Genomic DNA, 26,026 nt, shown 5'->3' on the forward strand with positions numbered 1-26,026 from the left:
GTGTCGCGAATGTGGGGAGGGGGGGCGGCTTTCGGAGCGAAGCAGCAGGTTTATCGGCCGGAAAGATGCGTCTGTGGTGCTGAGATGCTTTCCGCCTGCCTCATTTAGCCCTTGTTAACCCTGCTTGAATTGACTGGATCAATCTGCGCGATGCTTGGGAGAGGCCGAGGCCTCAGCTAAGGACGGCGATGACGGCATCAGATGCGGGAAGCGCGGCGTGGACAGGCCGGCGTCTCGGTAGCAGGTCCGGCGTTTCCGTCCTCGTGGCGACCGCGATCGTCGTCGCCGACATGGTCGGCGTCGGGGTATTCACGAGCCTCGGCTTCCAGGTCAAGGACATCCCATCCGGCTTCTCGATCCTGCTGTTGTGGACGGTCGGCGGCATCGTCGCGCTGTGCGGCGTATTCTCTTACAGCGAACTCGGGGCGATGTTCCCGCGCTCGAGCGGCGAGTACAATTTTCTCGGCCGCGCCTATCATCCCGCATTCGGTTTTCTCGCCGGCTGGGTCTCGGCGACCGTCGGCTTTGCCGCCCCGGTCGCACTCGCGGCGATGGCGTTCGGCCAATATGCGAAGTCGGTCATTCCAGCGTTGCCGCCGATCCCGCTCGCCATCGGCGTGGTGTGGCTGGTGTCGATCGTGCAGCTCACCGGGGTGAAACACTCCTCGACCTTCCAGCTCGTCTCGACGGTCCTGAAAGTCATTCTGATCGTGGCTTTCCTGGCTGCGGGCTTTGCGATCGGGGTGAGGCAGCCGGTGTCGTTCATGCCTGCGTCGGGTGACTTCGGTCACATCACCAGTGCACCTTTCGCGATCGGGCTCGTCTTCGTGATGTACTCCTTCTCCGGCTGGAACGCGGCGACCTACATCATTGGCGAACTGCACATGCCGCAGCAGAGCCTGCCGCGCGCGCTGCTCGCGGGCACGCTGATCGTGATGGTGCTCTATGTGGCGCTGAACGCGGTCTTTCTCTACGCAACCCCGATCGACAAGCTCGCCGGCCAGCTCGAGGTCGCGAGCATCAGCGGCGCCGCCATCTTCGGCGACCTCGGTGGCCGCATCGTCGGCACCATGATCTGCGTCGGCCTGATCTCATCCATCAGCGCGATGATGTGGATCGGTCCGCGCGTCATGATGACGATGGGCGAGGACATTCCGGCGCTCCGCGTGTTCTCCAGGAAATCGACGAGCGGCGCGCCGGCCTATGCGATCCTGTTCCAGCTTGCGGTGGCCAACCTTCTGCTCTTCACGCGCAGCTTCGAGGCGGTGCTGGACTTCATCCAGTTCGCGCTGTTGTTCTGCTCATTCTTCACCGTGCTCGGGGTGATCAAGCTGCGCTTCACGGATCCCGCTTTGCCGCGGCCCTATCGCGCCTGGGGGTACCCGGTCACCCCGATGGTTTTCCTGCTCGTGACCGCCTTCATGATGTACTATCTGCTGACCGAGCGGCCGGTTCAGTCGCTGTCGAGCATGCTGATCATGCTCTCGGGCCTTTTGATCTACGCCATTTTCCGCAGGCGGCCGGACGCCGCTGCCACCTCACACAATCGCGAATAGGTATGTTTCGACCCATCAAGATTGCGGCCGTCGCCTTCACCTTGTTGTTCGCGGTGGTGGCCCCCGCGCATGCGACCGGCGCCGTCACGGCCGACGACACGGCGCGCTTCCTTGCGGGCATGCAGCCCTCCGCGGAGTCTCCGCTTGTGGCGCTGACCAAGGATCCGTTCTGGCAGCGCCACGCAAAGTTCTTCGATGGTGCTTTCGCCCAGCTTGAGCAGCGGCAGCTTTCCAGAATCCGAGCCTGGTCGGGGGTCAATCTGGCTGCGCCCCGGCCGACCATGTTCTACATGTTCTCGGGGCCGGATTTCCTCTATGCCGACGCGTTCTATTCCAAGGCAAGCACCTACGTCCTTGGCGCGCTCGAGCCGGTCGGCAACGTTCCCGACCTGACACGCGTGCCGCGCGGCGCGATCGCGCCCGCGCTCTACAATGTCGAACGCTCGCTCGGCTCGATCCTCAGCTTCAGCTTCTTCATCACCAAGCATATGAAGGTCGACCTGCACGCCAACGTGGTCAGCGGCACCTTGCCGATCCTCTACGTCTTCCTGGCGCGTTCGGGGAAGACCATCCGCAACGTCGAGATGCTCTCGATCGATGACAAGGGCGGGCTGCATGTGGCGGGCGAAAACGCTGGACCGAACGCCACCCACGGCGTGCGCATCACCTTCGTCGGCAGCGATGGCGAGGTGCGGACGCTGTATTACTTCTCGACTGACCTCTCCAATTCCAGCGCGCGCGCGGCCGGTTTTTTGAAGTTCTGCGAGACGCTGGGCCCCGGCAACAGCCTGCTCAAGAGCGCGTCATATCTCCTGCATGCCGGTAACTTCACGACGGTGCGCGACTGGCTGCTCGCCAACAGCGCCACCATCATCCAGGACGATTCCGGCATTCCGCTTGCGAACTACAATGCGCGGCAATGGCGGTTCTTCCCGTTTGGGCGCTACCTCGGCCCGATTGCGGAATTTCCCGGCCGGTATCAGGAGCGCTATGCCGAGCTCTTCTCGCGCGCCGAGCCGATCGATTTCGGCATCGGCTATCGCTGGCGCATGAATGAATCGAATTTGCTGTTGTCGGTGAAGGTTCCGGGAAGCGAGGACGTGCCGGCCGAAACCACCTCGTCGGCCGAACCGCCGCCCAAGCCGGTTCGTGCGAAGCGGCCGCGTCCACCTGAGCCGATCCCGCCGCCGCCCGGACGCTTCTTCTGGTTTCGCTAAAGCGCGATGACATCGCGCTTCAGGTTATTCGGAAAAGCGCTTCACGCTTTTCCGGATCACGCTTTCACTACCAGTGCACGCTCTGGCTGGGAACGATGAAGGCGGTCGTGCTTGGTGGAGTTGCGAAGCTCGTCGCCAGGTACCAGCCGGAGCCGAGGACGAGAGTGAGCAGTGCTACGATAGCGAGCAGGTCAATGGTCCTGCCGTCGTGACCGTGGGGGCTGATTTTCCAGCGCATTGTTGTTTCCTCCCAATGGGAGCATCACAACAACGCGATCGTGGTATCCGCGGTTCCATGCAAGTCAGAGCTGCATGGCGCGCTTGGAAGCGGCGCAGCAAAGTCAGGGTGCGTTGACGCCGCGCCAGCGTCCGTAGCGCCAGGGCAGATACCAGCGTGCGCCTTGCGGGGCGGTCAGGGGTACGTTGTCGATGCCTGACGTTCCGAACGGGTGGCAGCGCAACAGACGCGCTAGCGTCATCCAGCCACCGGCCCAGAGTCCGAAACGCTCGATCGCCTCATCGCCATAGACCGAGCATGTCGGCAGGTGGCGACAATTGTAGCCGACCAGCGGGGACAGCGTGTGTCGGTACAGCCAGATCAGGCCGCGCCCGACGATGCGCGGCAGCCGCAGCAACGATGCGACGATGGTGCGATCCTGTTCTGACGCTGAACGCTTCATGTGCGTCTTGCCGTGAAGCTGTGCGAGGTGTTGCGCGGTTCCAGCGCAGGGAACAGCAAGCCGTTGCGCTGATGCCATATTTTGCATGCTTTTAGAGGGCAGTGCAGCAAGTAGCTATGGACGATCTGTAATCCCCCGGATACATTTTTTGTGACGCCTGTGTAATACAGAGTCGCACGTTGCATGGGGCTTGCCTGATCGCTTTTGAGGCTTGGGGAAGGAACCACGTTGAGACTTCTGAAGTCGCTTGACCTTCGCGGCTGGTTGCTTGTGGGAACCGCTGCATGTTGCGTTGCGCTGACGGGCGCAGTCGCGACCTTCAGCTCTTCCGCACATGCCGGCGGTACGCTCGAAGAGCGCAAGCTGCCAATGAAATTCAACTGGGTTGCATGCGAGCCGAACTGCCGCGGCTGGGTCAGCGCCGTCGGAATCATCACGGCCGATACGCCGAAGGACTTTGAGGATTTTGCCCGCGGACGTCAGCTTGGCGGGGCAACCGTGGTGCTCGACTCCAGTGGTGGTTCAGTCAACGATGCGATCACGCTCGGGCGGCGCTTCCGCAACCTCGGCCTTTTGACCACTGTCGGCGTCAGCGTGCAGAACCGCGCCGGGCAGGGCGGGCGTGCAGCAGTCGCGCCCGAGGCCTATTGCGAGTCCATGTGCGTGTTTCTGTTGCTGGCCGGCAAGACGCGATACGTGCCGGAAGCGGCCCATGTCCGCGTGCATCAGATCTGGATGGGCGACCGTGCCGACGACGCGCGTGCCGCGAGCTACAGCGCGCAGGATCTGATGATCGTCGAGCGCGATATCGGCCGGCTCGCCAAATACACCTTCGATATGGGGGGCGCTGGCGACTTGCTGTCGCTCGCGCTGAATGTGCCGCCGTGGGAAGACCTGCACGAATTGGATGCGGCCGAGCTCAAACTCACCAATGTGGTGACGACGGACGTGGCTTCGGACGTGCTGCCGCACGTCGATGTCTCGGCCCCTGCGATGGCTGACGCGACGCCGAAGGCGCAGGACCGCTTTGCGGCGGGTCCGGAACTGACGGCCAAGTCGACCAGGACGGCGGAAGCCGCGGTCCCGACCGGCGCGGCGCCGGTGGCGGCATCTCAGAAATAGCCTCTGATATTGATGGTCACTCCGCGCCGTCCCGGGGCGACGAAGCCCTATGCGCAATTGCGCGTTGGGGAACCCAGACGCTGGAGGGCGAGATTCCGGGTTCGCACTGGCGCGCGCCCCGGAACGACGTTGACGTCGACCTAACCTGTCGCGGCCGGCTGTTTCGTCTTCGCTTCGATCTGGCCGATGGCGTCGACGACGGCATCGAAGGTGAGCAGCGTCGACGCATGGCGCGCCTTGTAGTCGCGGACCGGCTCGAGGAACTTGATCTCGGCCCATTTTCCGTCCGGCGGCGCGCCGTTTTCTTTCAGCATCTTGCGAACGGTTTCGCGTAACTCACGGAGTTCGCTCGCAGTCGAGCCGACCACATGACTTGCCATGATGGATGAAGAGGCCTGTCCGAGTGCGCAGGCCTTCACGTCATGCGCGAAGTCGGTGACGGTGTCGCCACTCATCTTAAGATCGACCTTCACGGTCGAGCCGCAGAGCTTCGAATGGGCGGTGGCGCTGGCATCGGGATCGGAGAGGCGACCCAGACGGGGGATATTCCCGGCCAGTTCGATGATCCGCTTGTTATAGATGTCGTTCAGCATGTGATGGAGTCCGAGACCTTCCGGGCGGCTTCCGTCGGGATCGGCCTTGGCGGCCGCCGTCCTCGGTCCTATATAGGGTTGGAACTGGCGGAAAAACAGCCCGGTGGCCTCGTCGGCGGTGGTCGAGCACCTCGCATCCGACATCGGCGCGCGGCGGTTGATCGCCAAATCTGGTTGTTCTCTCAGGCGTCCGGCGGCTCGACCGCCCCGTCTGCCGGTGACACTCCGGCCGCAAGGCCGTCGAACGGAGTTGACATGGACGCGTTGATCAAACCCATCCGACCCAGCAAGCCTTCCGACAAGCAGGTCGATCGCCCCGCCGAGCTTGATCCTGCTGAATTTCTCGCGGCCGCCGTCCGTGCCGACCAGCCGCGCCCGGCGCGTGCCGAGGCCGAGCAGGCGGTGAAGACGCTGCTCGCCTATATCGGCGAGAACACCGAGCGCGAGGGCCTGCTCGACACGCCGCGCCGCGTGGTCGAGGCCTTTGACGAACTCTATCAGGGCTACCACCAGTGCCCGGCCGAGGTGCTGGACCGCACCTTCGGCGAGACCGCCGGCTATGACGACTTCGTGCTGGTGCGTGACATCGAGTTCACCTCGCAGTGCGAGCACCACATGATGCCGTTCTACGGCAAGGCACATATCGCCTATACACCGGTCGAGCGGGTGGTGGGCCTGTCCAAGCTCGCGCGCCTGACCGACATCTTCGCACGCAGGCTCCAGACCCAGGAACACCTGACCGCGCAGATCGCGGCCGCGATCGACGAGGTCCTGAAGCCTCGCGGCGTTGCCGTGTTGGTCGAGGCCGAGCATACCTGCATGTCGGTGCGCGGTGTCGCCAAGCATGGCGCGATGACGTTCACCAGCCGTTTCACCGGCATGTTCCGCGACAATCCGGCGGAGCAGGCCCGCTTCCTGTCCCTGGTGCGAGGCTCACAGCGCTGACCCTCGCGAAGAATTTGCGAGGAGTCCCGTGTCCACACACTCCCACGACATCGAGGAGGGGCTGAGCTTCCAGCCCAAATTCGACGCCGCCGGCCTCGTCACCTGCGTCGCGACGGATGCTGCGACCGGCGACGTGCTGATGGTCGCCCACATGAATGACGAGGCGCTGCGCAAGACCATCGCGACGGGTGAAGCCTGGTACTTTAGCCGCTCGCGCAATGCGTTATGGCGAAAGGGTGAGACGTCAGGTCAGACCCAGCGCGTCGTCGAGATGCGTACCGATTGCGACCAGGATGCGGTCTGGATCCGCGTCGAGCAGGTCGGCGCGGCCTGCCACACCGGCCGCCGGTCGTGCTTCTACCGCAAAGTCGAGGCCGATGGCGGAGGCGCGAAGCTCGTCTTCGTCGAGGCCGAGCGGCTGTTCGATCCTGGTGCGGTCTATAAGAAATAGTCTCCGTCATTCCGGGGCGGTCGAAGAGCCGAGCCCAGAAGCTCGAGATTCCGGGGTCGTCGCTGCGCGACGCCCCGGCACGACGGGGGTGCGAATTAACCTGGCATTAACCATAACTGTCCCACCGTGAGACGACATGGCGCCGAATTGCCGGCGTCATCAACGCCGCGCGGAGCGGGCTGCCCAATATGTCGGTCGACAACTCAAGTGCCACGACGACGGCGGGGATCGATCCGTCGCGGGCGCGTGTGACCGGCGCCATCAAGCAGGCCTCCAATCTCACCGGCGTCAGCTTCGAATACATGCTGACCACCGCGAAGATGGAATCGGATTTCAATCCGACCGCGGGTGCGACCACCTCGTCTGCGCACGGGCTCTATCAGTTCATCGACCAGACCTGGCTCGGCACCGTGAAGGAGGCGGGGACCCAGCTCGGCTACGGCAGCTACGCCGACGCCATCACCAGGACTTCCTCCGGCAGTTACACGGTCACCGACCCGACCATGCGCAGCTCGATCATGAAGCTGCGCGATGATCCCGAGGCCGCATCGAGCATGGCCGCCGTGCTGACGCAGTCGAACAGCTTCAAGCTCACGGGCCTGCTCGGCCGCCGTCCGAGCGACAGCGAGCTCTATATGGCGCATTTCATGGGCGTCGGCGGTGCGGCCAAGCTGATCGCCAACGCCGAGGACAATCCGCAAGCCGTGGGCGCTCGGCTATTCCCTAATGCCGCCGCGACCAACCGTTCGATCTTCTATGCGAAAGACGGCCGCGCGCGCAGCGTCTCCGAGGTCTACTCGGTGCTGGATTCGCGTTACGCCGGCGCCGCGAGCTCGAAAGCGACTCGCAGCGCGATCGCCATGTACGGCGACACGCCGTCGACGACGCAGGTCGCGAGCGCGAACGGCGTACAGCCAACGCCTCTGATCAACAGCGCCGCCTATCTGCAGACCTTCCCGGACACGCGCGTGGCGACACCGAGCAGCGCGACCTCGGCGACGACGGTGGCGGACAATTCGCCGAGCACGCCGGTGTTTCGCTCGATCTATCAGCCCGGTGACAGCACGCAGCCGGTTTCGGCCACCGTGCAGAAATTGTGGGGCAATAACGCCTCGCTCACCTCGGTTACGAATGCGACGCCCGAGGTTCGCGCGCCGCAGCCGCTCGACCTCTTCAGCGACCGCAGCGGCACCTTCTCGAGCTAGGCTCGCGCTGCAAAATTTGCAGCCCTTAACAAAACGTCAACAATACCAGTCAGTTATGGTGAACGCTTTGTTAAGCGTCGTGGTTTATTTTGTCTTGCGGGTGACGGGTGTCACCGTTTCGTTTGGTTGCGTAGGCCGGAAGCACAATGATCGTTCGGCAGTTCATCAATTGGATCAGGACTGCGTCTGCTGGTGAGCGGGCAGAGGCAACGCGGGCGTTGGCCCGTGCCTGGTTGATTTCAGACCTTTCTCACGATGATCGCGTCGCGGCGGAAGGCGCGCTGTTGATGCTGCTCGACGATCCCTCGCCACTGGTTCGCCAGGCCATGGCGGAAGCCTTTGCGCGCTCGACCGAGGCGCCGGCGGCCATCGTCCAGGCGCTATCGACCGACCAGCCGTCCGTCGCGCTTCCCGTGCTCGAACATTCGCCGCTCCTGATCGATGCCGACCTCGTCGACATCGTCGCGACCGGCAATTGCGAGGTGCAATGCGCCGTCGCCCGCCGCATTGCGCTGCCGGTGTCGGTCTGTGCCGCAATCGCCGAAGTCGGCTGCGCGGCGGCAGCGCTCGAGCTGATCGAAAATCCCTACGCCGAGCTTGCGCAGTTCTCCTGGGATCGTATCGTCGAGCGTCACGGCCATCTCGCCGCGATCCGCGAGGCGCTCCTGGTGCTCGATGATCTGCCGGCGGCCACGCGTGCCGCACTCGTCGCAAAGCTCTCCGAGACGCTGGCCCAGTTCGTGATCGCCCGCAACTGGCTGAGTGCCGATCGCGCCGAGCGCATCGCGATCGAGGCGCGCGACCGCTCCACCGTCAACATCGCGGCGCGCTCGCGCGGCGAGGACATGCAGGGCCTCGTGCTTCACCTGCGCGCGACCGGCCAGCTAACAGCGGGCCTGATCCTGCGCGCGCTGTTGTCGGGCAATCTCGAATTGTTCAACGCCGCGCTTGCGGAATTGTCGGAGCTGCCGCCGGCGCGCGTCGCAGCGCTGCTGCACGATCGCGGCGGTGCCAGCCTGCATGCGCTGCTGCGCCGGGCAGGTTTTCCGGAATCGACCTTCGCGGCCTTCCAGGTCGCGCTCGAAGCCTGCCACGAGAACGGCTTTGTCGACACCCAGGATGGCGCTGCGCGGCTGCGCAGGCGCATGGTCGAGCGTGTGCTCACCCATTGCGAGACCGATCGCGGCGCCACCGAGCCGCTGCTCATCCTGTTGCGCCGCTTCGCGACCGAGTCGGCGCGCGAGGAGGCGCGCCTGTTCTGCGACGACCTCCTCGCAGAGGAGGGGCCCGCAGTTGCGTACGACGATTTGATCGCGGCGTAGCCCGGACACCGTAGGGTGCGCAAAGCGAAGCGTGCCCACCACTTCTGTTGCAGTGGCGGCAAGAAGGTGGCACGGCGCAAGAGCGCCTTTGCCTACCCTACGGCACCTTCAACCTGGCAACGCTATTCCCCCGGCACGATGCTCGGCGCCAGGACTGCTTCGAGGTGCTCGGGGCGGTCGCGGTTGATGTGGGCAAGATATTCGTCGGCAACCTTGCGCAGGCGGCGGCTGAGCTCGCTGCCGACGGAGATGCTGTCGAGCCTGGTGTTTTCGTGCACGATGGCCTGGATAGCGTTGATGTGGTGCGAGAAGAGCTCGCTCGGCACCTTGGCGAGATCGGGCGCATGCTCGATCACGCGGCACAGGCTTTCGGCGATGACCGCGGCAGACGGATAGCCGAACGTCGCGGCGTCGCCCTTGATGTCGTGGGCTGCACGAAACAGCTCGTCGCGCGCCTCCTTGGTGAAGCCGTCTTTCTGCACAGCCGCGTAGGCTGCAGCCAGTCGTCCGGCCTCGGTCGCCATCCAGTTCTTGAACTCGCAGGAGAGTCCGGCGAGCGCCTGCTCGGCGCGACCGACCGGATCGTCCATGTCCTTCGCCTCGACCCGGCGCAGCACCTTGCGCAGCGGATTGGGCTGCGTGATCACGTGGTGGGTGGCGAAGGCCTTGACCTCGATGTCTCTGGGGCTGTTTCTGGCCATGATGCCTGCCTCGGTGGTTGAGGGCGCTCGCTAGATGGAAGACCGCGCTTTGTCGAGCAGCGAGGGCTGCTGCAGCACCTCGTGCTTTTCACCGACGCGACGCTCGGGGCCCATATAGGCGGAGCTGGTGTTGCGGCGGCGATCGGGCCCGAAATAGGTCTTTGTCTTGATGAAGGGCCGGGGATTGGCGACCACGTTCATGATGCGCTGGTAAAGTCCCTTGGCCGAGATCGGCTTGGCCAGGAATTCCGTGACGCCGGCGTCGCGCGCCACGGTGACGCGGCGTTTTTCGGAGTGACCCGTCAACATGATGATCGGCGCGTAGGGATTGCCCTTGGATTCCGGCTGCCGGATCATCTGCGCCAGCTCGAGCCCGTCGAAGATCGGCATCGCCCAGTCGGTGATGACGATATCGGGCACGTAGTGGCTGTACATTTCAAGTGCCGTGGCGCCGTCTTCGGCCTCATAGACCTCGCGCGCGCCGAACGAGTGCAGCAGCGTCCGCAGGATGCGGCGCATGTGCGGATTGTCGTCGCAGACGAGGAAGCGCAGCTTGTTGAAATCGATGCGGAACATGACGCCCAGGCCGAAGCGGTCAAACTTCGTTAACCATATCGCGTCCGGGGTTAACGAAGCGTTGCCTCCTGCGACCGGCCGCGGCTGATGCTAATAGCCGAACTGCTCGCGCAGGATCCGCTCTTCCAGGCTGTGGCCGGGATCGAACAGCATCCGCATCGAGATGCTCCGGTCGGAGAGGATCTCGACGCGGCTGACGTTGCGCACCTCGTCATGGTCGGCCACCGCCGCTACGGGGCGCTTCTCGCCTTCCAACACCTCGATCACGACATAGGCCGTGTTCGGAAGGAGGGCGCCACGCCAGCGGCGAGGGCGGAAGGCGCTGATCGGTGTCAGTGCGAGCAGGGCCGCGTTGATCGGCAGGATCGGGCCCTGCGCAGACAGGTTGTAGGCGGTCGAGCCGGCCGGCGTTGCCAGAATGATGCCGTCGGCCATCAGCTCGGGCATGCGCTCGCGTTCGTCAACGAGGATCTTGAGCCGTGCCACCTGATAGGTCTGCCGGAACAGATAGACCTCGTTGATCGCGTGATGAATGTGCACCGCGCCCTGCACGTCGGTGGCGCGCATCAGCAGCGGATGGATCACGGACACATGTGCGGCCTCGAGCCGCACGCGCAGATCGACCGTCGAGAATTCGTTCATCAGGAAGCCGACCGTGCCGCGGTGCATGCCGTAGATCGGCTTTCCCGTGCGCATGTTCTGGTGCAGCGTCTGCAGCATGAGGCCGTCGCCGCCAAGCGCCACGACCACGTCGGCCTCATCGGGGGTGCAATTGCCGTACAGCTTGGTCAACTGAGCATAGGCGTCCTGGGCCTCAAGGCCCGCGCTGGCGACGAAGGCGATCCGATCATATCGCTTGGGCTTTGTCATGAAATCGCGGGGCTCGAAAGGGGCTGGCCGGCTCGAAAAGATGTGCCGAGGTCGTCTATACGACCTCGGCCGTTGTTGTCGAGCGTGACCCCGCGCCATGGCAAACGGTCAATGGCAAACGGTCAATACGCCGTGATGCCGCGCCTTTGTCGCAATCTTGTGCTACAGCTTGTAGCGGATAACAGGGAGTGAGCAGCGTGACCATCACATCGCCGGCGCTTCGCCGCGGAGGGCTTTTGCTAGCGCTCCTCGCCTTTGCCATGCTTGGCCCGGCTCGCGCGGACGACCCGCCGCAGCGTCCCGATGCCGCGACGCCGGCTGGACAGAAGGGTGGTCCGGGGGCGCGCGCCGGCCAGACGCCGAGCACGCCGTCCGCGGCCGAGCAGCATCGCCTGCCGCCGGACTCGACCACCCGGCAAACGCTCGAGCTGCCCGGGCGGACGCTCGCCTTCGCTGCGACCGCAGGCTCCATCCGCCTGTTCGACGACAAGGGCGAGCCGCAGGCCGAGATCGCCTACACCTCCTATCAGCTCGACGGTACCGACCGCGCAACGCGCCCGGTCACGTTCTTCTTCAACGGCGGGCCCGGCGCATCGTCGGCCTGGCTGCAGCTCGGCAATGCCGGTCCCTGGCGGCTGCCGATCAATGCAGACGAGGTCACGCCATCGACCTCCCCGGAGGTGAAGCCCAACGCGGAGACCTGGCTCGATTTCACCGACCTCGTCTTCATCGATCCGGTCGGGACCGGCTATAGCCGCTTCGTGGCGACCGGCGAGGATGTCCGTAGGCGGTTCTATTCCGTCGATGGCGACGTCAGCGCGCTGGCGCTGGTGATCCGCCGCTGGCTCGAGAAGCACGACCGGCTGTTGTCGCCGAAATTTGTTGCGGGCGAAAGCTATGGCGGCATTCGCGGGCCGAAGGTCGTGCGCCAGTTGCAGATGCAGCAGGGCGTCGGCGTCAAGGGCCTGATCATGATCTCGCCGCTGTTCGATTTCCGCGAGTTCAGCGGCACGAGCCTTCTGCAATATGTCGCAACGCTGCCGAGCTATGTCGCGACCGTGCGCGAAGCCAAAGGGCCGGTGAAGCGGGCCGATCTCGCCGACGTGGAAGCTTACGCCCGCGGCGAGTTCCTGGCCGACCTCGTCAAAGGCGAGGCAGACAGGGAGTCGGCCACGCGACTGGCCGACAAGGTCGCCACGCTGACGGGAATCGACCAGGCGGTGAGCCGCAGGCTAGCGGGCCGCTTCGACGTCGGCGAATTCCGCCGCGAGCTCGATCGCAAGAACGGCAAGGTGACGGGCCGCTACGATGCCTCCGTGCGTGGCTTCGATCCCTATCCGGATTCCAGCAGCTCCCGCTTCGGCGATCCCTCGGGCGACACGCTTCAGGCACCGCTCACCAGTGCTGCCGTCGACCTCCTCACGCGTAAGCTGAACTGGCGGCCGGACGGCTCCTATGAGGTGCTCAACGGCGCCGTCGAACGGGCCTGGGATTTCGGCCACGGCATCAATCCCGCGCAGTCGCTGTCGGAGCTGCGCCAGATCCTCGCAACGGACGCGAAGATGACGGTATTGGTCGGGCATGGCCTGTTCGATCTGGCGACACCCTATTTCGGCTCGCAAATCGCACTCGACCAGTTGCCGGGCTTTGCGTCGGCGCCGCGGGTGAAACTCGTGGTCTATCCGGGCGGCCACATGTTCTATTCGCGCGATGGCTCGCGGCAGGCGTTTCGTGCCGAGGTCGAGGCGCTGATCAAGCAGTAGGCCGGCGTTTCCGCGGCGCATATTTGCGCGCGATCTCGCGGGCGATGACGCTCTCCGGCTTGACGTTGATGCCGGCGAGCCAGATGTCGCGGACCTTGCCGCGCTTGTCGCGGATACGGCGCACCGGCTCGCCGTAGCTGGCGTAACCGGCGGCCGTGGCGAAGGTGCCGGAATCGCGGCCGGTGACTTCGATCTCGGCCGCATCCATGAAGGGATTGTTGAATTGCGGGTTGGCGACCACGACGCGGTTGCCCATCGGTACGAGGTCGACAGCGCCCCAGATCGTCCACCAGCGGCCGGTCCAGTCGCGTGACCGCCGGTCAGGCGTCCCGCGGCTCTGGAACGCACGCAGGATCTGCATCGCGCCGTCCATCCAGATCGGCGCAGCGCCGTCGATGCAGTTGCTGAGCATCGTGATCGCGACCTCGCAGGCCGGAATGGAGCAGGTCCTCGAGACGTAGCCCTGAAAGCCGCCGCTATGACCGAACCAGTCCCAGCCATCGTCTCTGCTGGCGTTGACGCCGAGGCCGTAATAGCACTCGAAACTCTGCGGAATGCGCCAATGATGCCGCGTCATCTCGCGCCGGCTTGCGACCGACAGCACGCTCTTCCTTGCGTTGGGCGTAAGCTGCGCGAAGAAGCGGGCGGTATCGGCGGCGGTCGCAACGAAGCCCGCGGCGGATGTCATCGCGTGTGTGGGGTTGTCGCCGGGGATCACGCCGCGCTCACCGAGCGGCAGCTTGCGCGTGTGGCCGCGGGCGAACGGCGTGCCCTTGCCAAGCGGCGCGTTCGGTTCGGTCTCGCGAAGGCCGGCGGCCGCGATGATCTCGCGTTTGATCCAGGCGGCGTAGGGCTCTTTCGTGACGGCTTCGATCACAAGCCCGATCAGGCCAAAGCCGTGATTGGAGTATTTGAAGCGCGTGCCGGGCTCGATCGCGGTGGGCGTTCGCAGTTCCGCCAACAGCTCCTTCTCGTTGAGATAGGGACGGCTGTCGATGAACTGACCGGAGTCGGCGCCGTCGCGCGTGAGGCCTGCGCTATGGGAGAGCAACTGTGCGATCGTCGTCTCGGCAACGCGCGGATGGAGGCCGCCGACATATTGGCCCACGGGATCGTCAAGCCGAAGCTTGCGCTGCTCGCGCAATTTCAGGACGCCGGCAGCGGTGAAGCTCTTGGAATGCGAGGCGATGCGAAAGCGGTGTCGCGGCGTCAGCTTCTCGCCGGTGTCGAGATTTGCAAGGCCGAACGCGTGCTCGGCGACGACTTCGCCGCGATGCGCGATCGCGATGATGAGGCCCGGCTGCTGCGATCCGATCAGTTGAAACTCGATCCATGAGCCGATGTAGTCGATAGCGGCTCGCAACCACGCATCCATTGCCCACCACGTACGAAGCAGAAGTTCTTGGCGCAGGCTAGCCGACAAGACAGAACCGGCGCAACCCCCGAGGGTTGCGCCGGTTCATTCATCTTTGCGGTGAAGCGGTGATCAGTAGACCAGCGTCGCGCCCGTCGGCTTGTCGAGCGCAGCGGCGAGCGAACGATACTCCTCACTGCCGGTGCCCGCGAGCGAGGCGATCTTGTTCAGATGATACTGCGCCTGTTCGCGGTTGCCCTGTTCGAGCTGCCAGAGCCCGTAATACTGCCAGGTGCGGACGTGGTTCGGATCGTCCTTGAGCGCGAGCTCGTAATAGGTCTGCGACTGCTTGTAGTCGCCGAGCTTGCGGTAGGAATAGCCGATCAGGTTGACGACGTCCGCGACGTCGTTGCGCTTGAGCGACTTGAGCTGGTCGATCGCGCTCGCATAGTCGTGACGATCGTAGATCGTGGTGTAGGCCATGCGATAGGCGGCGAGGAATTTCGGATCGCTGACCGAGGAGCTCTTCTTCTTTTTCTTGCTCGACGTATCCGATTTGGGCGGTGAGGAGGGCTCGTCGCTACCGTTTGCATAGGCGCTGGTCAGCACCGGGGCTGTGGCCAAGGCCATCGAGACAAGTCCCGGCACCAGAAGCATTGAAAGTTTGCGCATCTATCTCTCCCGTATGGAACGCGGCGATCCTACACGATTGCCTCAAGACGGGAACACCCGGGTCGCAAAAACATTCCCGGCCGCCCGGCTTATTCTCGGACGACCACGGTCGGGTCCTCTGCCGAAACATGACAAAGATGTCATCGAGATGAATGGAAGCCATTGACGCGCTTCAGAATGGGTTCAGCGCGCCCCGCCTAACGTCTGCTCCATGATCGAAGGGTTGGCGAGAGGGCGCCGCCTCAAGATCCTTCCAAGAGGAGACCACCATGTTGAAGACGATTTCTGCAGCTTTCATCGCCGCTTCCGTCATCGCCGCTCCGGCCTTCGCCGCGGAGGCCGGCAAGACCACGACGCAGGCCCCGGTGATCAAGTCGGAGCAGACGCAGACCAAGGCGTCGAACACCGGCACCAAGGCCGACATCAAGGCGGATGCCAAGTCTGACGCCAAGTCTGACGCCAAGACCGGCATCAAGACTGACGCGAAGGCTGATGCCAAGCTCGACACCAAGACGAAGGCCATGAACGCCAACGCTGCGATCACCCCGAGCGAGCACAAGTCGGTCCACAAGCATCGTCATCACCACAAGCTGCTGTCGGCCAAGAAGCAACCGAAAGCCCAGCCTGACGTGACCAAGCCGGGCGCGCCGGTGACGACCGAGAAGCGCAGCTAACGACTGATCCCGCGCGGTGGCGACCCACATTGCCCCGCCACCGCGCGCAGGGTTCAGGCCGGCCCGACTGTCATCGCACCTCGCGAAAGCGTGAACGATGGCGGCGGGCCGGTTAGCCGTTTCGGGGGCGAGAAGCGAATTCCCTCGGCGCGACCTTGCGGCTAGAACGGCTTTGCGTCCGGTCGAGAGAGGGGAGTCGTGGGGGGATTGGCAAAACGTGCGAGCATCTTCGTGCTGCCGCTATTGCTTGCGGCCTGCTTCGGCAGCGACGGCGGCCGGCCGTCGCTGGTGGACGATGCGGGAAATCCAGTGCAGCAGCCGTTTCCGGACAATTTCCGCAGCGAGGCGCTCGCCATCATGCATAGCTATCTGAACGATCCGGTCGGCATACGCGATGCCGCGATGGCTGATCCGGTGCTGCGCACGGTCGGTGGCCGGCTGTTCTATGTGAGCTGCCTGCACTTCACCCCGCGCGAGAGCGACGGCAGCTACAGGAGCATGCGCGAGCGAGCGATCGTTTACGTCAATGGACGCGCCGACCGGGTCACCGAGCGGGCCGGGGAGATGTGCGCGGGTGCGGTTTACGCACCCTTTCCAGAACTGGAAAAGATGACGCGATAGCGCAAAGCGCGTCTTCACCGGCGCCTGCTAGGATTAGCGATAGCTGGAAGCCGCTGATCACATTTCGGGGAGCATTGAACGAGGCCGTCAGGGCTGGCGACAAACCACTACGGCAGTTTGCGCGCGAGCGAAAAATTTTGTCGTGAGGTGGGAACGCCAGGGAACAAAAAGCCGCTGTTGCGGCCTCGTCACGGCACCGAACGATCAAGGCTCCGGCATCGCCGCGAAGCAACCAAATTCAGGCCAAGTTGTTTGCTGAGGGTGAATTCGAGATAACGGGGATCATCCATGAAGACGTTCTTGCTTGGCGCAGCCGCCGTGCTCGCGCTGGCAGCACCAGCCGCCGCAGCCGACATACAGGCGCGGCCCTACACCAAGGCTCCGGCCTATACGCCGCCACAGGCAATCTATAACTGGACCGGCTTCTATATCGGTGGCCATGTCGGCGGTGCGTTTGCAGGCGACAACACCTTCCAGTCAAGCGATGCCCGCTTCCTCGGTGGTGTGCAGGGCGGCTTCGATTACCAGTTCGCGCCCAACTGGGTGATGGGTCTCGAGGCTCAGTATTCCTGGCTGCCGCCCAACAAGAATGGCGCCCTGTTTCCGGGTGGTACGGTCGTGACCTCCAACACCGACCAGCTCGGCTCGGTGACGGGCCGTGTCGGCTACACCTGGGGCCCGGGGCTGCTCTACGCCAAGGGCGGTTACGCCTGGCGCAACAACAATTTCGGCGCCAGCGTCGGCGGCGTGCCTACCGCGGTCAGCACCACCGGCAACAACAAGGACGGTTACACCGTGGGTGCCGGCCTCGAATACATGTTCGCGCCGAACTGGTCGGCCAAGGCCGAGTACCAGTACTATAATTTCGGCAGCACCACCGTCACCGCCGGGCCGGCCGACGTCGTCGGCGTCCGGGGCCGGGATGACGAGCACACCGTCAAGGTCGGTGTAAACTACCGCTTCGGCTGGGGTGGGCCTGCGGCCTCCCGCTACTGATCCCGACATCAGCGACTGACTGCAGAGGCCGGCTTCGCCGGCCTCGTTTTTGCAAGGCTGGTCTCACCAGCGTCATGGGCGTGCAGTAAAGCAAAAATAATTTTTGCCACTTACGGAACACGCGCCGGGACGCGTAATTATGTGATTGCCGGGCTGGGTGGGATGACGAACATGCGTATCTTGGCGTCGGTGGTGATCTCGTTATTCGTCACGCTGCCGTGCTCGGCACAGACGATCCTCAAATCCGAACCGCTGGTATTGGCGCCCTACGAAGTGGCCTTCGTGCAGGATTTCTCCTGCGGGCCGGGCCGGGTGCTGAAGGTGACCGGCGCGATCCGCGGCCTGCATCGGCGCAAGGCCTGCATCGTGTTGTCGGGCGAGCAGGCGTCGCTGGCGATTGCGACGCCCTGAAGCGCGTCTTCACGAATTGAACTGCAGCTCCACTCTGGATTGCCGCTCCGCATCTGCCTTGTTCTTGGCAGGATCCTCGCCGGGACCAATGCGGCACGGCTTGATCTCATAGTCGTTGTCCAGGACGCGGCGCGGCCCCGGTCTGCCCTCGTCGCTGGCGACGTCCACGACCAGGCCGCTTTGCTGCGCAATTTTCCAGACATCGGCCTCGCTTGGGTAGGCCTTGCTGAGTTGGGCGTCGTTGCAAAACAGCGCGTACGGCATCGATCCCGCCTTTCGGAAGGGCGTTAACGCTCGAGCGGATTGAGGGTTTCAGCCTGACGTCACCGGACGGTCCGACATCACGGATCCGTGAACGGAGCGTGGTGCCGTGAGTCGTAAACGAGTCCTGAATCCCAAAAAAAAGAATCCCTGGGACTCCCAGGCTGGAATCAGCGGATGTTTCTGGCCATGACGACCGGCCTGAAAACCTCCTGCGAGCACATGCTCCTGCCGCTTACGCTGGCGCTCTTCGGTGCCTGTGCGGCCAATCTGCTGCTGGTCTGGACCTGGCTCTAATGGCCTGATCTCCCGGCCGGTGGCCGGGGCGGGGGATTGTGGATGGCATCCCTGGCCTTGGCGAGGGTCGACTGGCAAAACTCCTCGCGCTCGCGCTCGAAACGCTCCTGATGCTTCCGGAAATTGGCAACCCTGGCCTGCACTTCGCTGCGGAAATCGCCCGATCTTTTGGGCGGCGCGACCTGGAAGGGCTGGGGCTGGGGAGGGGGCGCCGCCTGCGGCTGCGGCGCCTGGTCGACCTCACGGACCTCTTCGATCACCACCACGGAGGTGACCTCCACTGCGACCGGAGGGGGCACGGAAGCAGACCCCGTCAGGAGCGACTCGTCCTTCCGCCCGGTCACCGATTGAACAAAGGCCAATGTCTGCGCGATCAGCGCATCGCGTTCCTTGATCCACTTCATGGTCCACCTTTACGCGCGCATCCTATTTCAGCAAACCGGCTGCTCCGAATCAAGGCGTGCGAGCTTGCAGGGGATTGCATATTTTTCCCGATCGCCCGAAAATGCGGCAATGGAATCGAAAGATGAATGGCCGGAAGAGGCCGAGGGCTTGAGACTGGTGCGTGCCTTCCTGTTGCTGCCACCCGACAAGCGGCGTCTCGTGCTCAAATTTGCCGATGAGCTTGCGCGCGCGCAGGAGCGCCACGAGGAGGGGGCGGAAGCGTCCCCGACCTGAGCCTATCGATCGGTGCCCACGTCCAGGCTGTAGTCGTTTCCGTGCACAGCTTGCGCATTCATGCGGCTTCGGCTCTTATCGGCGCCATGATCGAGATAGATACGGCCGGGATAGAGACCTACGTCGTCAACCCTGGCACGCCCGAAATCGACATTTGCGCGCGTTGGCGCGCAGACACTTTCTCGGTGCTTGAGGCGAGCGTCGAGCAGGAGCGGCGCTCGCTCGATACTTTCGCTGGCGATCAGACGCGGCAGGTGGCCCTGATCGCCAAGCGCGGAAATGTGCCGGTCGGCACCTGCCTGCTGGTACCCTCCGAGATCGAGCCCAACCATCGGGTCTCGCCGTGGCTTGCAGGACTGTTCGTCGCGCCCGAGCATCGGCGGCATGGAGCCGGAGCCGTGCTGGTGCGCGCGATCGAGGCCCACGCCCGCCTGCGCGGCTTTACGCGGATCTTCCTCTACACGACCAGTGCTGCGGGGTTCTACCAGCGGCTCGGTTGGGAGCTCGTCGAGCACACCGACTGGAAGGGCTTCGGACGAACCGCTTTTATGTCGCGCACGATCTAGTCGATGTCGCTGCAGTCATAGAAATCTTACGTGAAGCTTACAAGGCAGCGGTCAAAAGCCATTCTCCCGTAATTTTACGCGCGGCATATTGTATCAAATTTTAACGTCCATGGGTTCCATTGGGTTCTACTTCGGGAACGCTGGTGAACGAATCCAATCGGATGGGTTGCAATGGGCTTTTTGAATAATTTGAAGATTGTCTTGAAGGTCGGCCTGATCGTTACGGTGCTCGGCTGTGCGCTCCTGGGCGTGGCGGCGTTCAGCGCCGTCCAGCTCTCCTCGACCGTGGACAATTTCGCGGAGCTGACGGGCTCGCAATCTGCGGCGCTCGGCCTCACTCGCGCGCAACGTCGCGTGGAGACGTATCATGCAGCGCTCTATGCCGTGCTGACCGAGACGACCGAGGCGGGAAATGCGAGGCGCCTCAAAACGGCGCGCGAGAACCGCGACGCGATCGGAGGCTTTCTCGACAGTGCGATCGCGGAGGACAGCGCCCGCGCCGGTGACATCCGCGCCATCGGGGATAAGCTGAGGGGCGTCTTTTCCGCGTGCGATCCGGTCCTCGAGGCCGGCGCCAAGGCGAGCACCGCGGAGGAAAACGCCAAGGCCGCCGACCGCGCCCACAAGGAGTGCGATCCAGTGATGGACGCGGCGCTGGCCGATATCGCGACTTTCGCAGCGCAGACGGCCGAACGGGTAACCAAGCGCAAGCAGGCGATCGAGGCGCAGGCCAGCGCTTCGACCCGTACCATGATCGGCGTCAGCGCGGCCGGCCTGCTTCTCGGTGTCGTGATCGCGCTCTTCATCGGCCTCAAGGCGATGTCGCAGCCGATCGCCCGGCTCAAGCTCGCGATGGAGGGGTTGGCCCGCAACGATCTCGCAACCGACGTGCCCGAGAAGGATCGCCGCGACGAGATCGGCGAGATGGCGAAGACGGTCGAGATCTTCAAGACCAATGCGCTCGAGGTCGAGCGGCTGAAGAAGGCCCAGGAGGACGCCGAGCGGCAGGCCGCCGCGCAGCGCCGCCGCGACATGGTCGACCTCGCCGATGGATTCGAGCGCACGGTCGGCGAGATCATCGATACCGTCGGCTCCGCTTCAACCGAACTCGAAGCGTCGTCTTCGACGCTTGCGACCACGGCGGAGCGCGCGCAGCAACTGACGTCGGTCGTCGTGGTGGCTTCGGGTGAAGCCACCGGCAACGTCCAGTCGGTCGCAACCGCGACCGAGGAGCTGTCGTCTTCCGTCAACGAGATCAGCCGCCAGGTGCAGGAATCCGCGCGGATGGCGATCGATGCGGTGGGACAGGCGCGCACCACGACCGAGCGGGTCAGCGAGCTCTCGACCGCCGCGACGCGGATCGGCGACGTGGTCGAGCTGATCAACACGATTGCCGGCCAGACCAATCTGCTCGCGCTCAACGCCACCATCGAGGCCGCGCGCGCAGGCGAGGCCGGCCGCGGCTTTGCGGTCGTCGCCTCCGAGGTCAAGTCGCTGGCCGAGCAGACCGCGAAGGCGACCGGCGAGATCAGCCAGCAGATTTCCGGCATCCAGACCGCCACCCAGGATTCGGTGGCGGCGATCCGCGAGATTTCCGCGACCATCGAGCGACTGTCGGAAGTGTCTTCGACGATTGCCGCGGCGGTGGAAGAGCAGGGTGCTGCGACGCAGGAGATCGCGCGCAACGTTCAGCAGGCTGCCCACGGCACCCAGCAGGTGTCCTCGAACATCAGCGACGTTCAGCGCGGCGCCGCCGAGACCGGCTCTGCCTCCTCGCAGGTGCTCTCGACCGCGAAAATGCTGGCGACCGACAGCAACCGCCTGAAACTCGAGGTCGGCAAATTCCTCTCGACGGTGCGCGCCGGCTAAATCCGGCAGCACCAATGACCCGGCGGCCTCGCGCCGCCGGTTGCGCCGCGCGGCTTATGGCGGAATCAACAAAAGAGCCAACACGACCGCGAACAGCATGCCTGTCGCAACGACGGCGGCGACCGCACCCGCGGTGATCTTGGCTTTCTCTCGGGCGGTGGAAGGGCGCATGCGGTGCGCAAACTAGCTCATGTTGAACTTCGATCCAACGTGTGGTTAATGGCCGTCCCCGCAAAGCAAGCGGCCAACATCCATTCCTGAGGGACATCAATGAGCGACGATGTCGGCGACGGCTGGGCTGCTTCCGCTTCCGCATGGATCCTGGAGCAGGGGGACGACGGTGACTACGGCCGCCGCTTCGTGCTGGACGCGCCGATGCGGGCGCGGATCGAGGGACGCGGCTTCCATCGTGCGCTCGATGTCGGCTGCGGAGAGGGGCGCTTCTGCCGCATCATGCAGCGCGCCGGCATCGCAACTACCGGCATCGATCCGACCGAGGCGCTGCTCGCGCGCGCCAGAGAGTTGGACCCGCATGGCGATTATCGGCTCGGCCGCGCCGAAACGATGGATGTCGATACGTCCTTCGATCTGGTGGTCAGCTATCTCAGCCTGATCGATATACCGGATCTCGGCACGGGAATCGCGAAGATGGTGGCGGCGTTGCGGCCGGGCGGCACGCTCCTGATCGCGAATTTGACGAGCTTCAACACCGCCGGCCCGCCGGTTGGATGGATCCGCGACAGCGATGGCGTCATGCGCTTCCCGATCGATCACTACATGGACGAGCGGGCGAACTGGATTGCCTGGCGCGGCATCCGGATCCAGAACTGGCACCGTCCGCTGAGCACCTACATGACGCTGCTGCTCGATCATGGTCTGCAGTTGCGCTTATTCAGCGAGCCTCAGCCCACGGGCGGTGATCCCGAAAGGAACGCGATGCATCGCCGCGTGCCCTATTTCCACATCATGGAGTGGCAGAAGCCGGCTTGAGCGGGGCTTGCGTGATTCAGCCTGCGAGCCTTGCCTGAAAGAACCGGCTGATGCGGTCGATCGCATCCGCGGTCATCGGATCGGTGTCGGAGAAGTCAAAGCCGTGCGGCTTGCCGGGATAGGGCACGAACTCGGCTTCCGCCCCGACGGATTTGGCGAGCTCGATCAATTTCTTTCCGTTCGCGATCGCAACGTTCTGGTCGGCCTCGCCGTGCAGCTCGATCATCGGCGGCAGGTGCTTGACCTTGCGGGCCATCGCATCGGGCATACCGCCATAGAGCACCGCGAGCGCGGCGATGCGCTCGTCGCGCGCGGCCGTATTGGCGGCGATGAAGCCGCCGAGCGAAAAGCCCAGCAGGCCGACACGTCCCGAGCTGTCGGGCTGCCCCAGGATGGTTGTCACCGTGGCGGAGACCGTGTCCGACCAGCCGTCGAACCGTGTCGTCTCGAAAGTCTCGCGGCTCGCTTTCGTGCTGGTCTTGGAGGTCAGCGTCTCCGCGTCGCGCTCGGTCATGTAGCGGAGCAAATAGGCATCGATGCCCTTGGCCGAAAGCGCGTCGGCGTACCGCTCATAGGCGCGCCGCCTGAGCTCGATGCCGCGCGAGCCGTGCAGCAGAATCACTGCGGGGCGCTTTCCGGAGACCTCCGCGGCATAGCGTGTCAAGGTGCCGTTGCCGGGCTCGGCGTGCGCCGCAGGCGACAGCGAGAGCAAGGCCAGCCCTGCAAGAGTGGTTCGTCGCGTGATCATCACTCGGCTCTCTTCAAGAAGGATTCCGATCGGGAAGCGTCGCCTGTATAGTGCGCCTGCGACGGAAATTTGACTTGCCGTACATCTTTCTCGAGGCCTTGCCCGATGATCCCGGATCGTCCGCCCGTGCTCGCCCATCAGCGCTTCGTTGCCGATCGCGAGAACTTTGCCGGTCTCGATCTTGCCGGGCGGTTCGAGCGCATCATCCAGACCAATCTGTGGGGCGCTCCGACCTCGGTATCGGGGCTCGGCTCCGAGGACCCGGCCACCGCCGCGATCAGGGGCGCGCTGCCGCCCCTGTTGCGACGCCTTGGTGTGCGTTCGCTGCTCGATGCGCCCTGCGGGGATGCAGGCTGGATCGGAAGATGCAGGCTCGATGTCGATTATATCGGCGTCGATATCGTGCCGTCGCTGATCGAAGCCAACCGCCGGCAGGTCGAGCAGGGCGAACTCCTGGGCCGTTTCATCCGCGCTGACATTACGCGCGATGAGCTGCCGCAGGCCGACCTCATCCTGTGCCGGGATTGCCTGGTGCATCTGAGCTTTCAGAACATCTCCCGCGCCGTGGGACGTTTTCGCGCCAGCGGCGCGCGCTTCCTGCTCGCCACCACCTTTCCGGAATGGCAGTCCAATTTGGACTGCGAGGATGGCGACTGGCGCGCCTTGAATCTCGAGCGGGCGCCGTTCGGCTGGCCGGCGCCGCTGGAGACGATCGACGAGCACTGCGAGGAGGGGGATGGCGGCTGGCGGGACAAGAGCCTCGGGCTGTGGCGCCTCACCGATCTGGCCGGCGAGACAGGGGACATTGCGAAGGCTGTGTGACTGATGTCGCCGCAACGTCGGTTGCCCTCTCCATCGGCTTCACACTACACTCCGCTTTGCGTGACGGGATTTCTCTTCGCTGCTCTTGCCGGGGTGTGAACGATGAAGCTGAACGCGATCGTGGCCTTGTTGCTGATCTCTTGCGGCGCCCCCGCGATCGCGCAGCAGGATGGCGCCGCACTCTATGCCGCGCATTGCGCGCAATGCCACGATAGCAGCGACGCGCAGAGCCGGGTACCACCGCGCAGTGCACTGCAGGCGATGTCGTTCGAGCACGTACTGGCGGCGCTCAACACCGGCAGCATGGCGGCGATGGTGCAGGGGCGCAGCGACGACGAGCGCAAGGCGATCGCGTCCTTCGTCTCCGGCAAGACGGCGGTGAGCGGCGCGGCTGCGACGGCCGACGCGTCCGGCCGGTGCACGCAAACCGTCACCGCCTTTCCGCAAAGCATCGACGGGCCGCGCTGGAATGGCTGGGGCGCCGATCTCAACAACAGCCGTTTCCAGCCGGCCGGGATGGCCGGGCTGACGGCTGAGCAGGTGCCGCATCTGACGTTGAAATGGGCGTATGCATTTCCCGGAGCGACGCTGGCCTTTGCGCAGCCGACGGTCGTCGGCGGGCTGCTGTTCGTCGGCGGCGCCGATCGCAGGGTGCGGGCGCTCGATGCGAAGAGCGGCTGCACGGTGTGGACATTTGCCTCGGATCTTGCGGTCCGCGCGGCGATCAGCTTCGGGCGGGTCCCGGGCACGGATCAGTTCGCAGTGTTCTTTGGCGATGGCCGCGCCAACGTCTACGCCGTCAATGCGCTGACCGGCGCGCTGATCTGGAAAGTGAATGTTGAAGAGCACCCGGCTGGCCGCATCACCGGCGCCCCCGTGCTCCATTCCGGCGTGCTTTACGTGCCGGTCTCCTCGATCGAGGAGTTGGCCGGATCGCAGCCGAACTACGAGTGCTGCACCTTCCGCGGCAGCCTCGTCGCGCTGGAGGCTGCGACGGGCAAGCTGATCTGGAAGGCCTACACGATCCCCGAAGTACCGCAGCCGACAACGAGGAATGCGCGCGGCACGCAACTCTATGGTCCGTCCGGCGCCGCCATCTGGTCCGCACCGACGATCGACACCGAGCGGAACGCAATCTATGTCGCGACCAGCAACTCCTATTCGAATCCGCCAGCCGCGACCAGCGATGCGGTGCTTGCGTTCGAGCTTGCAAGCGGGCGGCTGCTCTGGAAGCAGCAGGCGTCGCCGAAGGACGCCTTCGTCGTGGCCTGCTTCACGGCCGATCAGACCAATTGTCCTGACGATCATGGCCCGGATCATGATTTCGGCCAGTCGCCGATCCTGGTGAAGTTGCGCGACGGCAAGCGTGTTCTCGTCATCGGCCAGAAATCCGGCGTCGTGCATGCGCTCGATCCGGACAGCGAAGGCAAGATCCTCTGGCAGACCCGGATCGGGAAGGGCGGTCCCCTCGGTGGCACCGAATGGGGCTCGGCAGCGGACCAGGACCGCATCTATGTCGCGATCTCCGATGTGCGCTTCCTGCGCGACGGCACGCGGCGGCTCGACTCCACGCAAGGCGGCGGGCTGTTCGCACTGGATCTTGCGACTGGAAAAGTTTCGATGGAGGTGGCACCCGTGCCGTGCGGCGAGCGCCCGCAATGCAGCCCAGCTCTGTCGGCCGCGATCAGCGTCATTCCCGGCGTCGTGTTCTCCGGCGGTGTCAGCGGTTACTTGCGCGCCTATGCGACCGCGGATGCGAAACTGCTCTGGGAGTTCGACACCTCGCGAGACTACAAGGCCGTGAACGGTGTTCCGGCTTCTGGCGGTGCGATCGACGGACCGGGCCCGGTGATCGCGGGCGGCATGCTCTACACCAACTCCGGTTACGGCCAATGGAGTGGCGTGGCGGGCAACGTATTGCTGGCGTTCGAGGTGGGAAATTGAACTTGGCTAGCCCCGGGGCGCAGGGCGCAGCCGGATTCACATAGGCAAGTGCGGGAACCCGCGAAGCAGAGCAGCTTCCTGGGGTGCCGCTTCAACACCGGCGCGGACGTGCGGCCTCAGCA

29 protein-coding genes are annotated in these 26,026 nt (G+C 64.4%); 18 read left to right on the forward strand and 11 right to left on the reverse strand.

Translation table 11 applies throughout. The features are described 5' to 3' along the window. Positions 1 to 188: 188 nt before the first annotated feature. Positions 189 to 1,556: an APC family permease gene (locus ACV1FX_RS00265; RefSeq protein WP_473115526.1), complete on the forward strand. Its 1,368-nt coding sequence runs from the start codon at positions 189 to 191 to the stop codon at positions 1,554 to 1,556. Between the two features lie 2 nt (positions 1,557 to 1,558). Continuing rightward, positions 1,559 to 2,773 (forward strand): hypothetical protein, encoded by a 1,215-nt coding sequence (locus tag ACV1FX_RS00270; protein WP_473115527.1) that lies wholly within the window; start codon positions 1,559 to 1,561, stop codon positions 2,771 to 2,773. Between the two features lie 67 nt (positions 2,774 to 2,840). On the opposite strand, the gene ACV1FX_RS00275 is transcribed toward ACV1FX_RS00270, so the two are convergent. After that, positions 2,841 to 3,011, reverse strand: coding sequence for a hypothetical protein (locus ACV1FX_RS00275; protein ID WP_473115528.1), 171 nt, complete (start codon positions 3,009 to 3,011; stop codon positions 2,841 to 2,843). 103 nt (positions 3,012 to 3,114) lie between these two features. Beyond that, complete coding sequence (yidD, locus tag ACV1FX_RS00280) at positions 3,115 to 3,453, reverse strand: membrane protein insertion efficiency factor YidD (RefSeq protein WP_473115529.1); 339 nt, start codon at positions 3,451 to 3,453, stop codon at positions 3,115 to 3,117. A gap of 228 nt (positions 3,454 to 3,681) precedes the next feature. Between yidD and ACV1FX_RS00285 the strand changes: the two genes are divergently transcribed. Further along, positions 3,682 to 4,575, forward strand: coding sequence for a COG3904 family protein (locus ACV1FX_RS00285; RefSeq protein WP_473115530.1), 894 nt, complete (start codon positions 3,682 to 3,684; stop codon positions 4,573 to 4,575). Positions 4,576 to 4,715: 140 nt separating this feature from the next. On the opposite strand, the gene ACV1FX_RS00290 is transcribed toward ACV1FX_RS00285, so the two are convergent. Beyond that, positions 4,716 to 5,168, reverse strand: coding sequence for an iron-sulfur cluster assembly scaffold protein (locus ACV1FX_RS00290; RefSeq protein WP_473115531.1), 453 nt, complete (start codon positions 5,166 to 5,168; stop codon positions 4,716 to 4,718). A 255-nt stretch (positions 5,169 to 5,423) separates the two neighbouring features. Here ACV1FX_RS00290 and folE point away from each other — a divergent pair, with 255 nt between their 5' ends. The 4 genes from folE (at position 5,424) to ACV1FX_RS00310 (ending at position 9,091) form a co-directional block, all read left to right on the forward strand. Next, the gene (folE, locus tag ACV1FX_RS00295) at positions 5,424 to 6,113 is read left to right on the forward strand and encodes a GTP cyclohydrolase I FolE (protein WP_473115532.1); all 690 of its coding nucleotides are present in this window, start codon (positions 5,424 to 5,426) and stop codon (positions 6,111 to 6,113) included. A 28-nt stretch (positions 6,114 to 6,141) separates the two neighbouring features. Further along, positions 6,142 to 6,564, forward strand: a complete 423-nt coding sequence (gene hisI, locus ACV1FX_RS00300; RefSeq protein ID WP_473115533.1) for a phosphoribosyl-AMP cyclohydrolase — start codon at positions 6,142 to 6,144, stop codon at positions 6,562 to 6,564. Between the two features lie 188 nt (positions 6,565 to 6,752). Continuing rightward, positions 6,753 to 7,769 (forward strand): lytic transglycosylase domain-containing protein, encoded by a 1,017-nt coding sequence (locus ACV1FX_RS00305; protein ID WP_473115534.1) that lies wholly within the window; start codon positions 6,753 to 6,755, stop codon positions 7,767 to 7,769. Positions 7,770 to 7,915: 146 nt separating this feature from the next. Further along, positions 7,916 to 9,091, forward strand: a complete 1,176-nt coding sequence (locus tag ACV1FX_RS00310; RefSeq protein WP_473115535.1) for a DUF2336 domain-containing protein — start codon at positions 7,916 to 7,918, stop codon at positions 9,089 to 9,091. 122 nt (positions 9,092 to 9,213) lie between these two features. On the opposite strand, the gene ACV1FX_RS00315 is transcribed toward ACV1FX_RS00310, so the two are convergent. From ACV1FX_RS00315 to ACV1FX_RS00325, 3 genes are all read right to left on the reverse strand, one after another. Beyond that, complete coding sequence (locus ACV1FX_RS00315) at positions 9,214 to 9,792, reverse strand: Hpt domain-containing protein (RefSeq protein WP_473115536.1); 579 nt, start codon at positions 9,790 to 9,792, stop codon at positions 9,214 to 9,216. Between the two features lie 30 nt (positions 9,793 to 9,822). After that, positions 9,823 to 10,368 (reverse strand): response regulator, encoded by a 546-nt coding sequence (locus ACV1FX_RS00320; protein WP_473115537.1) that lies wholly within the window; start codon positions 10,366 to 10,368, stop codon positions 9,823 to 9,825. A 90-nt stretch (positions 10,369 to 10,458) separates the two neighbouring features. Further along, on the reverse strand, positions 10,459 to 11,238 hold the full coding sequence (locus tag ACV1FX_RS00325; protein WP_473115538.1) for an NAD kinase: 780 nt from the start codon (positions 11,236 to 11,238) through the stop codon (positions 10,459 to 10,461). A gap of 260 nt (positions 11,239 to 11,498) precedes the next feature. On the opposite strand from ACV1FX_RS00325, the gene ACV1FX_RS00330 reads away from it, so the two are divergent. Beyond that, positions 11,499 to 13,001 carry a S10 family peptidase gene (locus tag ACV1FX_RS00330; protein ID WP_473115962.1) on the forward strand — a complete coding sequence of 501 codons (1,503 nt, stop codon included), beginning with the start codon at positions 11,499 to 11,501 and terminating at the stop codon, positions 12,999 to 13,001. On the opposite strand, the gene ACV1FX_RS00335 is transcribed toward ACV1FX_RS00330, so the two are convergent. Both ACV1FX_RS00335 and ACV1FX_RS00340 read right to left on the reverse strand, forming a co-directional pair. After that, positions 12,991 to 14,376 carry a serine hydrolase domain-containing protein gene (locus tag ACV1FX_RS00335; protein WP_473115539.1) on the reverse strand — a complete coding sequence of 462 codons (1,386 nt, stop codon included), beginning with the start codon at positions 14,374 to 14,376 and terminating at the stop codon, positions 12,991 to 12,993. The two genes, ACV1FX_RS00330 and ACV1FX_RS00335, sit on opposite strands and share 11 nt — an antisense overlap. 111 nt (positions 14,377 to 14,487) lie before the next feature. Then, positions 14,488 to 15,027 (reverse strand): tetratricopeptide repeat protein, encoded by a 540-nt coding sequence (locus ACV1FX_RS00340; RefSeq protein ID WP_473115540.1) that lies wholly within the window; start codon positions 15,025 to 15,027, stop codon positions 14,488 to 14,490. 269 nt (positions 15,028 to 15,296) lie between these two features. Here ACV1FX_RS00340 and ACV1FX_RS00345 point away from each other — a divergent pair, with 269 nt between their 5' ends. From ACV1FX_RS00345 to ACV1FX_RS00360, 4 genes are all read left to right on the forward strand, one after another. Further along, positions 15,297 to 15,701 (forward strand): His-rich protein BRANT, encoded by a 405-nt coding sequence (locus ACV1FX_RS00345; RefSeq protein ID WP_473115541.1) that lies wholly within the window; start codon positions 15,297 to 15,299, stop codon positions 15,699 to 15,701. 198 nt (positions 15,702 to 15,899) lie between these two features. Then, positions 15,900 to 16,322 carry a hypothetical protein gene (locus tag ACV1FX_RS00350; RefSeq protein ID WP_473115542.1) on the forward strand — a complete coding sequence of 141 codons (423 nt, stop codon included), beginning with the start codon at positions 15,900 to 15,902 and terminating at the stop codon, positions 16,320 to 16,322. A gap of 288 nt (positions 16,323 to 16,610) precedes the next feature. Further along, positions 16,611 to 17,318 carry an outer membrane protein gene (locus ACV1FX_RS00355; RefSeq protein WP_473115543.1) on the forward strand — a complete coding sequence of 236 codons (708 nt, stop codon included), beginning with the start codon at positions 16,611 to 16,613 and terminating at the stop codon, positions 17,316 to 17,318. 171 nt (positions 17,319 to 17,489) lie between these two features. After that, complete coding sequence (locus ACV1FX_RS00360) at positions 17,490 to 17,729, forward strand: hypothetical protein (protein WP_473115544.1); 240 nt, start codon at positions 17,490 to 17,492, stop codon at positions 17,727 to 17,729. A 9-nt stretch (positions 17,730 to 17,738) separates the two neighbouring features. On the opposite strand, the gene ACV1FX_RS00365 is transcribed toward ACV1FX_RS00360, so the two are convergent. Further along, positions 17,739 to 17,993, reverse strand: coding sequence for a hypothetical protein (locus ACV1FX_RS00365; protein WP_473115545.1), 255 nt, complete (start codon positions 17,991 to 17,993; stop codon positions 17,739 to 17,741). A gap of 290 nt (positions 17,994 to 18,283) precedes the next feature. Then, a complete protein-coding gene (locus ACV1FX_RS00370) occupies positions 18,284 to 18,691 on the reverse strand; it encodes a hypothetical protein (RefSeq protein ID WP_473115546.1) in 408 nt (135 codons plus the stop codon). 109 nt (positions 18,692 to 18,800) lie between these two features. On the opposite strand from ACV1FX_RS00370, the gene ACV1FX_RS00375 reads away from it, so the two are divergent. The 4 genes from ACV1FX_RS00375 (at position 18,801) to ACV1FX_RS00390 (ending at position 22,390) form a co-directional block, all read left to right on the forward strand. Further along, positions 18,801 to 18,965: a hypothetical protein gene (locus ACV1FX_RS00375; protein ID WP_473115547.1), complete on the forward strand. Its 165-nt coding sequence runs from the start codon at positions 18,801 to 18,803 to the stop codon at positions 18,963 to 18,965. Positions 18,966 to 19,051: 86 nt separating this feature from the next. Then, positions 19,052 to 19,531, forward strand: coding sequence for a GNAT family N-acetyltransferase (locus ACV1FX_RS00380; protein WP_473115548.1), 480 nt, complete (start codon positions 19,052 to 19,054; stop codon positions 19,529 to 19,531). Between the two features lie 171 nt (positions 19,532 to 19,702). Continuing rightward, positions 19,703 to 21,400 carry a methyl-accepting chemotaxis protein gene (locus ACV1FX_RS00385; protein ID WP_473115549.1) on the forward strand — a complete coding sequence of 566 codons (1,698 nt, stop codon included), beginning with the start codon at positions 19,703 to 19,705 and terminating at the stop codon, positions 21,398 to 21,400. A gap of 270 nt (positions 21,401 to 21,670) precedes the next feature. Then, positions 21,671 to 22,390, forward strand: a complete 720-nt coding sequence (locus ACV1FX_RS00390; RefSeq protein ID WP_473115550.1) for a class I SAM-dependent methyltransferase — start codon at positions 21,671 to 21,673, stop codon at positions 22,388 to 22,390. 16 nt (positions 22,391 to 22,406) lie between these two features. Here ACV1FX_RS00390 and ACV1FX_RS00395 read toward each other — a convergent pair whose 3' ends face one another. Beyond that, a complete protein-coding gene (locus ACV1FX_RS00395; protein WP_473115551.1) occupies positions 22,407 to 23,138 on the reverse strand; it encodes a dienelactone hydrolase family protein in 732 nt (243 codons plus the stop codon). A gap of 105 nt (positions 23,139 to 23,243) precedes the next feature. Between ACV1FX_RS00395 and ACV1FX_RS00400 the strand changes: the two genes are divergently transcribed. Together ACV1FX_RS00400 and ACV1FX_RS00405 are read left to right on the forward strand one after the other, a co-directional pair. Then, positions 23,244 to 23,960 carry a class I SAM-dependent methyltransferase gene (locus ACV1FX_RS00400; protein WP_473115552.1) on the forward strand — a complete coding sequence of 239 codons (717 nt, stop codon included), beginning with the start codon at positions 23,244 to 23,246 and terminating at the stop codon, positions 23,958 to 23,960. A 102-nt stretch (positions 23,961 to 24,062) separates the two neighbouring features. Beyond that, complete coding sequence (locus ACV1FX_RS00405) at positions 24,063 to 25,904, forward strand: outer membrane protein assembly factor BamB family protein (RefSeq protein WP_473115553.1); 1,842 nt, start codon at positions 24,063 to 24,065, stop codon at positions 25,902 to 25,904. Positions 25,905 to 26,026 lie beyond the last annotated feature (122 nt).

It is taken from the genome of Bradyrhizobium ingae (assembly GCF_055791185.1).

Bases quoted from the DNA above. Each gene is read 5' to 3' on its own strand.
- ACV1FX_RS00325 (WP_473115538.1), bottom strand. From the start codon at position 11,238: ATGACAAAGCCCAAGCGATATGATCGGATCGCCTTCGTCGCCAGCGCG.
- ACV1FX_RS00405 (WP_473115553.1), top strand. From the start codon at position 24,063: ATGAAGCTGAACGCGATCGTGGCCTTGTTGCTGATCTCTTGCGGCGCC.
- ACV1FX_RS00395 (WP_473115551.1), bottom strand. From the start codon at position 23,138: ATGATCACGCGACGAACCACTCTTGCAGGGCTGGCCTTGCTCTCGCTG.
- ACV1FX_RS00360 (WP_473115544.1), top strand. From the start codon at position 17,490: ATGCGTATCTTGGCGTCGGTGGTGATCTCGTTATTCGTCACGCTGCCG.
- ACV1FX_RS00320 (WP_473115537.1), bottom strand. From the start codon at position 10,368: ATGTTCCGCATCGATTTCAACAAGCTGCGCTTCCTCGTCTGCGACGAC.
- ACV1FX_RS00310 (WP_473115535.1), top strand. From the start codon at position 7,916: ATGATCGTTCGGCAGTTCATCAATTGGATCAGGACTGCGTCTGCTGGT.
- folE (WP_473115532.1), top strand. From the start codon at position 5,424: ATGGACGCGTTGATCAAACCCATCCGACCCAGCAAGCCTTCCGACAAG.
- ACV1FX_RS00385 (WP_473115549.1), top strand. From the start codon at position 19,703: ATGGGCTTTTTGAATAATTTGAAGATTGTCTTGAAGGTCGGCCTGATC.
- yidD (WP_473115529.1), bottom strand. From the start codon at position 3,453: ATGAAGCGTTCAGCGTCAGAACAGGATCGCACCATCGTCGCATCGTTG.
- ACV1FX_RS00365 (WP_473115545.1), bottom strand. From the start codon at position 17,993: ATGCCGTACGCGCTGTTTTGCAACGACGCCCAACTCAGCAAGGCCTAC.
- ACV1FX_RS00355 (WP_473115543.1), top strand. From the start codon at position 16,611: ATGAAGACGTTCTTGCTTGGCGCAGCCGCCGTGCTCGCGCTGGCAGCA.
- ACV1FX_RS00265 (WP_473115526.1), top strand. From the start codon at position 189: ATGACGGCATCAGATGCGGGAAGCGCGGCGTGGACAGGCCGGCGTCTC.
- ACV1FX_RS00315 (WP_473115536.1), bottom strand. From the start codon at position 9,792: ATGGCCAGAAACAGCCCCAGAGACATCGAGGTCAAGGCCTTCGCCACC.
- ACV1FX_RS00270 (WP_473115527.1), top strand. From the start codon at position 1,559: ATGTTTCGACCCATCAAGATTGCGGCCGTCGCCTTCACCTTGTTGTTC.
- ACV1FX_RS00305 (WP_473115534.1), top strand. From the start codon at position 6,753: ATGTCGGTCGACAACTCAAGTGCCACGACGACGGCGGGGATCGATCCG.
- ACV1FX_RS00400 (WP_473115552.1), top strand. From the start codon at position 23,244: ATGATCCCGGATCGTCCGCCCGTGCTCGCCCATCAGCGCTTCGTTGCC.
- ACV1FX_RS00335 (WP_473115539.1), bottom strand. From the start codon at position 14,376: ATGGATGCGTGGTTGCGAGCCGCTATCGACTACATCGGCTCATGGATC.
- ACV1FX_RS00380 (WP_473115548.1), top strand. From the start codon at position 19,052: ATGATCGAGATAGATACGGCCGGGATAGAGACCTACGTCGTCAACCCT.
- ACV1FX_RS00390 (WP_473115550.1), top strand. From the start codon at position 21,671: ATGAGCGACGATGTCGGCGACGGCTGGGCTGCTTCCGCTTCCGCATGG.
- ACV1FX_RS00290 (WP_473115531.1), bottom strand. From the start codon at position 5,168: ATGCTGAACGACATCTATAACAAGCGGATCATCGAACTGGCCGGGAAT.
- ACV1FX_RS00275 (WP_473115528.1), bottom strand. From the start codon at position 3,011: ATGCGCTGGAAAATCAGCCCCCACGGTCACGACGGCAGGACCATTGAC.
- ACV1FX_RS00330 (WP_473115962.1), top strand. From the start codon at position 11,499: ATGCTTGGCCCGGCTCGCGCGGACGACCCGCCGCAGCGTCCCGATGCC.
- ACV1FX_RS00345 (WP_473115541.1), top strand. From the start codon at position 15,297: ATGTTGAAGACGATTTCTGCAGCTTTCATCGCCGCTTCCGTCATCGCC.
- ACV1FX_RS00340 (WP_473115540.1), bottom strand. From the start codon at position 15,027: ATGCGCAAACTTTCAATGCTTCTGGTGCCGGGACTTGTCTCGATGGCC.
- ACV1FX_RS00375 (WP_473115547.1), top strand. From the start codon at position 18,801: ATGGAATCGAAAGATGAATGGCCGGAAGAGGCCGAGGGCTTGAGACTG.
- ACV1FX_RS00370 (WP_473115546.1), bottom strand. From the start codon at position 18,691: ATGAAGTGGATCAAGGAACGCGATGCGCTGATCGCGCAGACATTGGCC.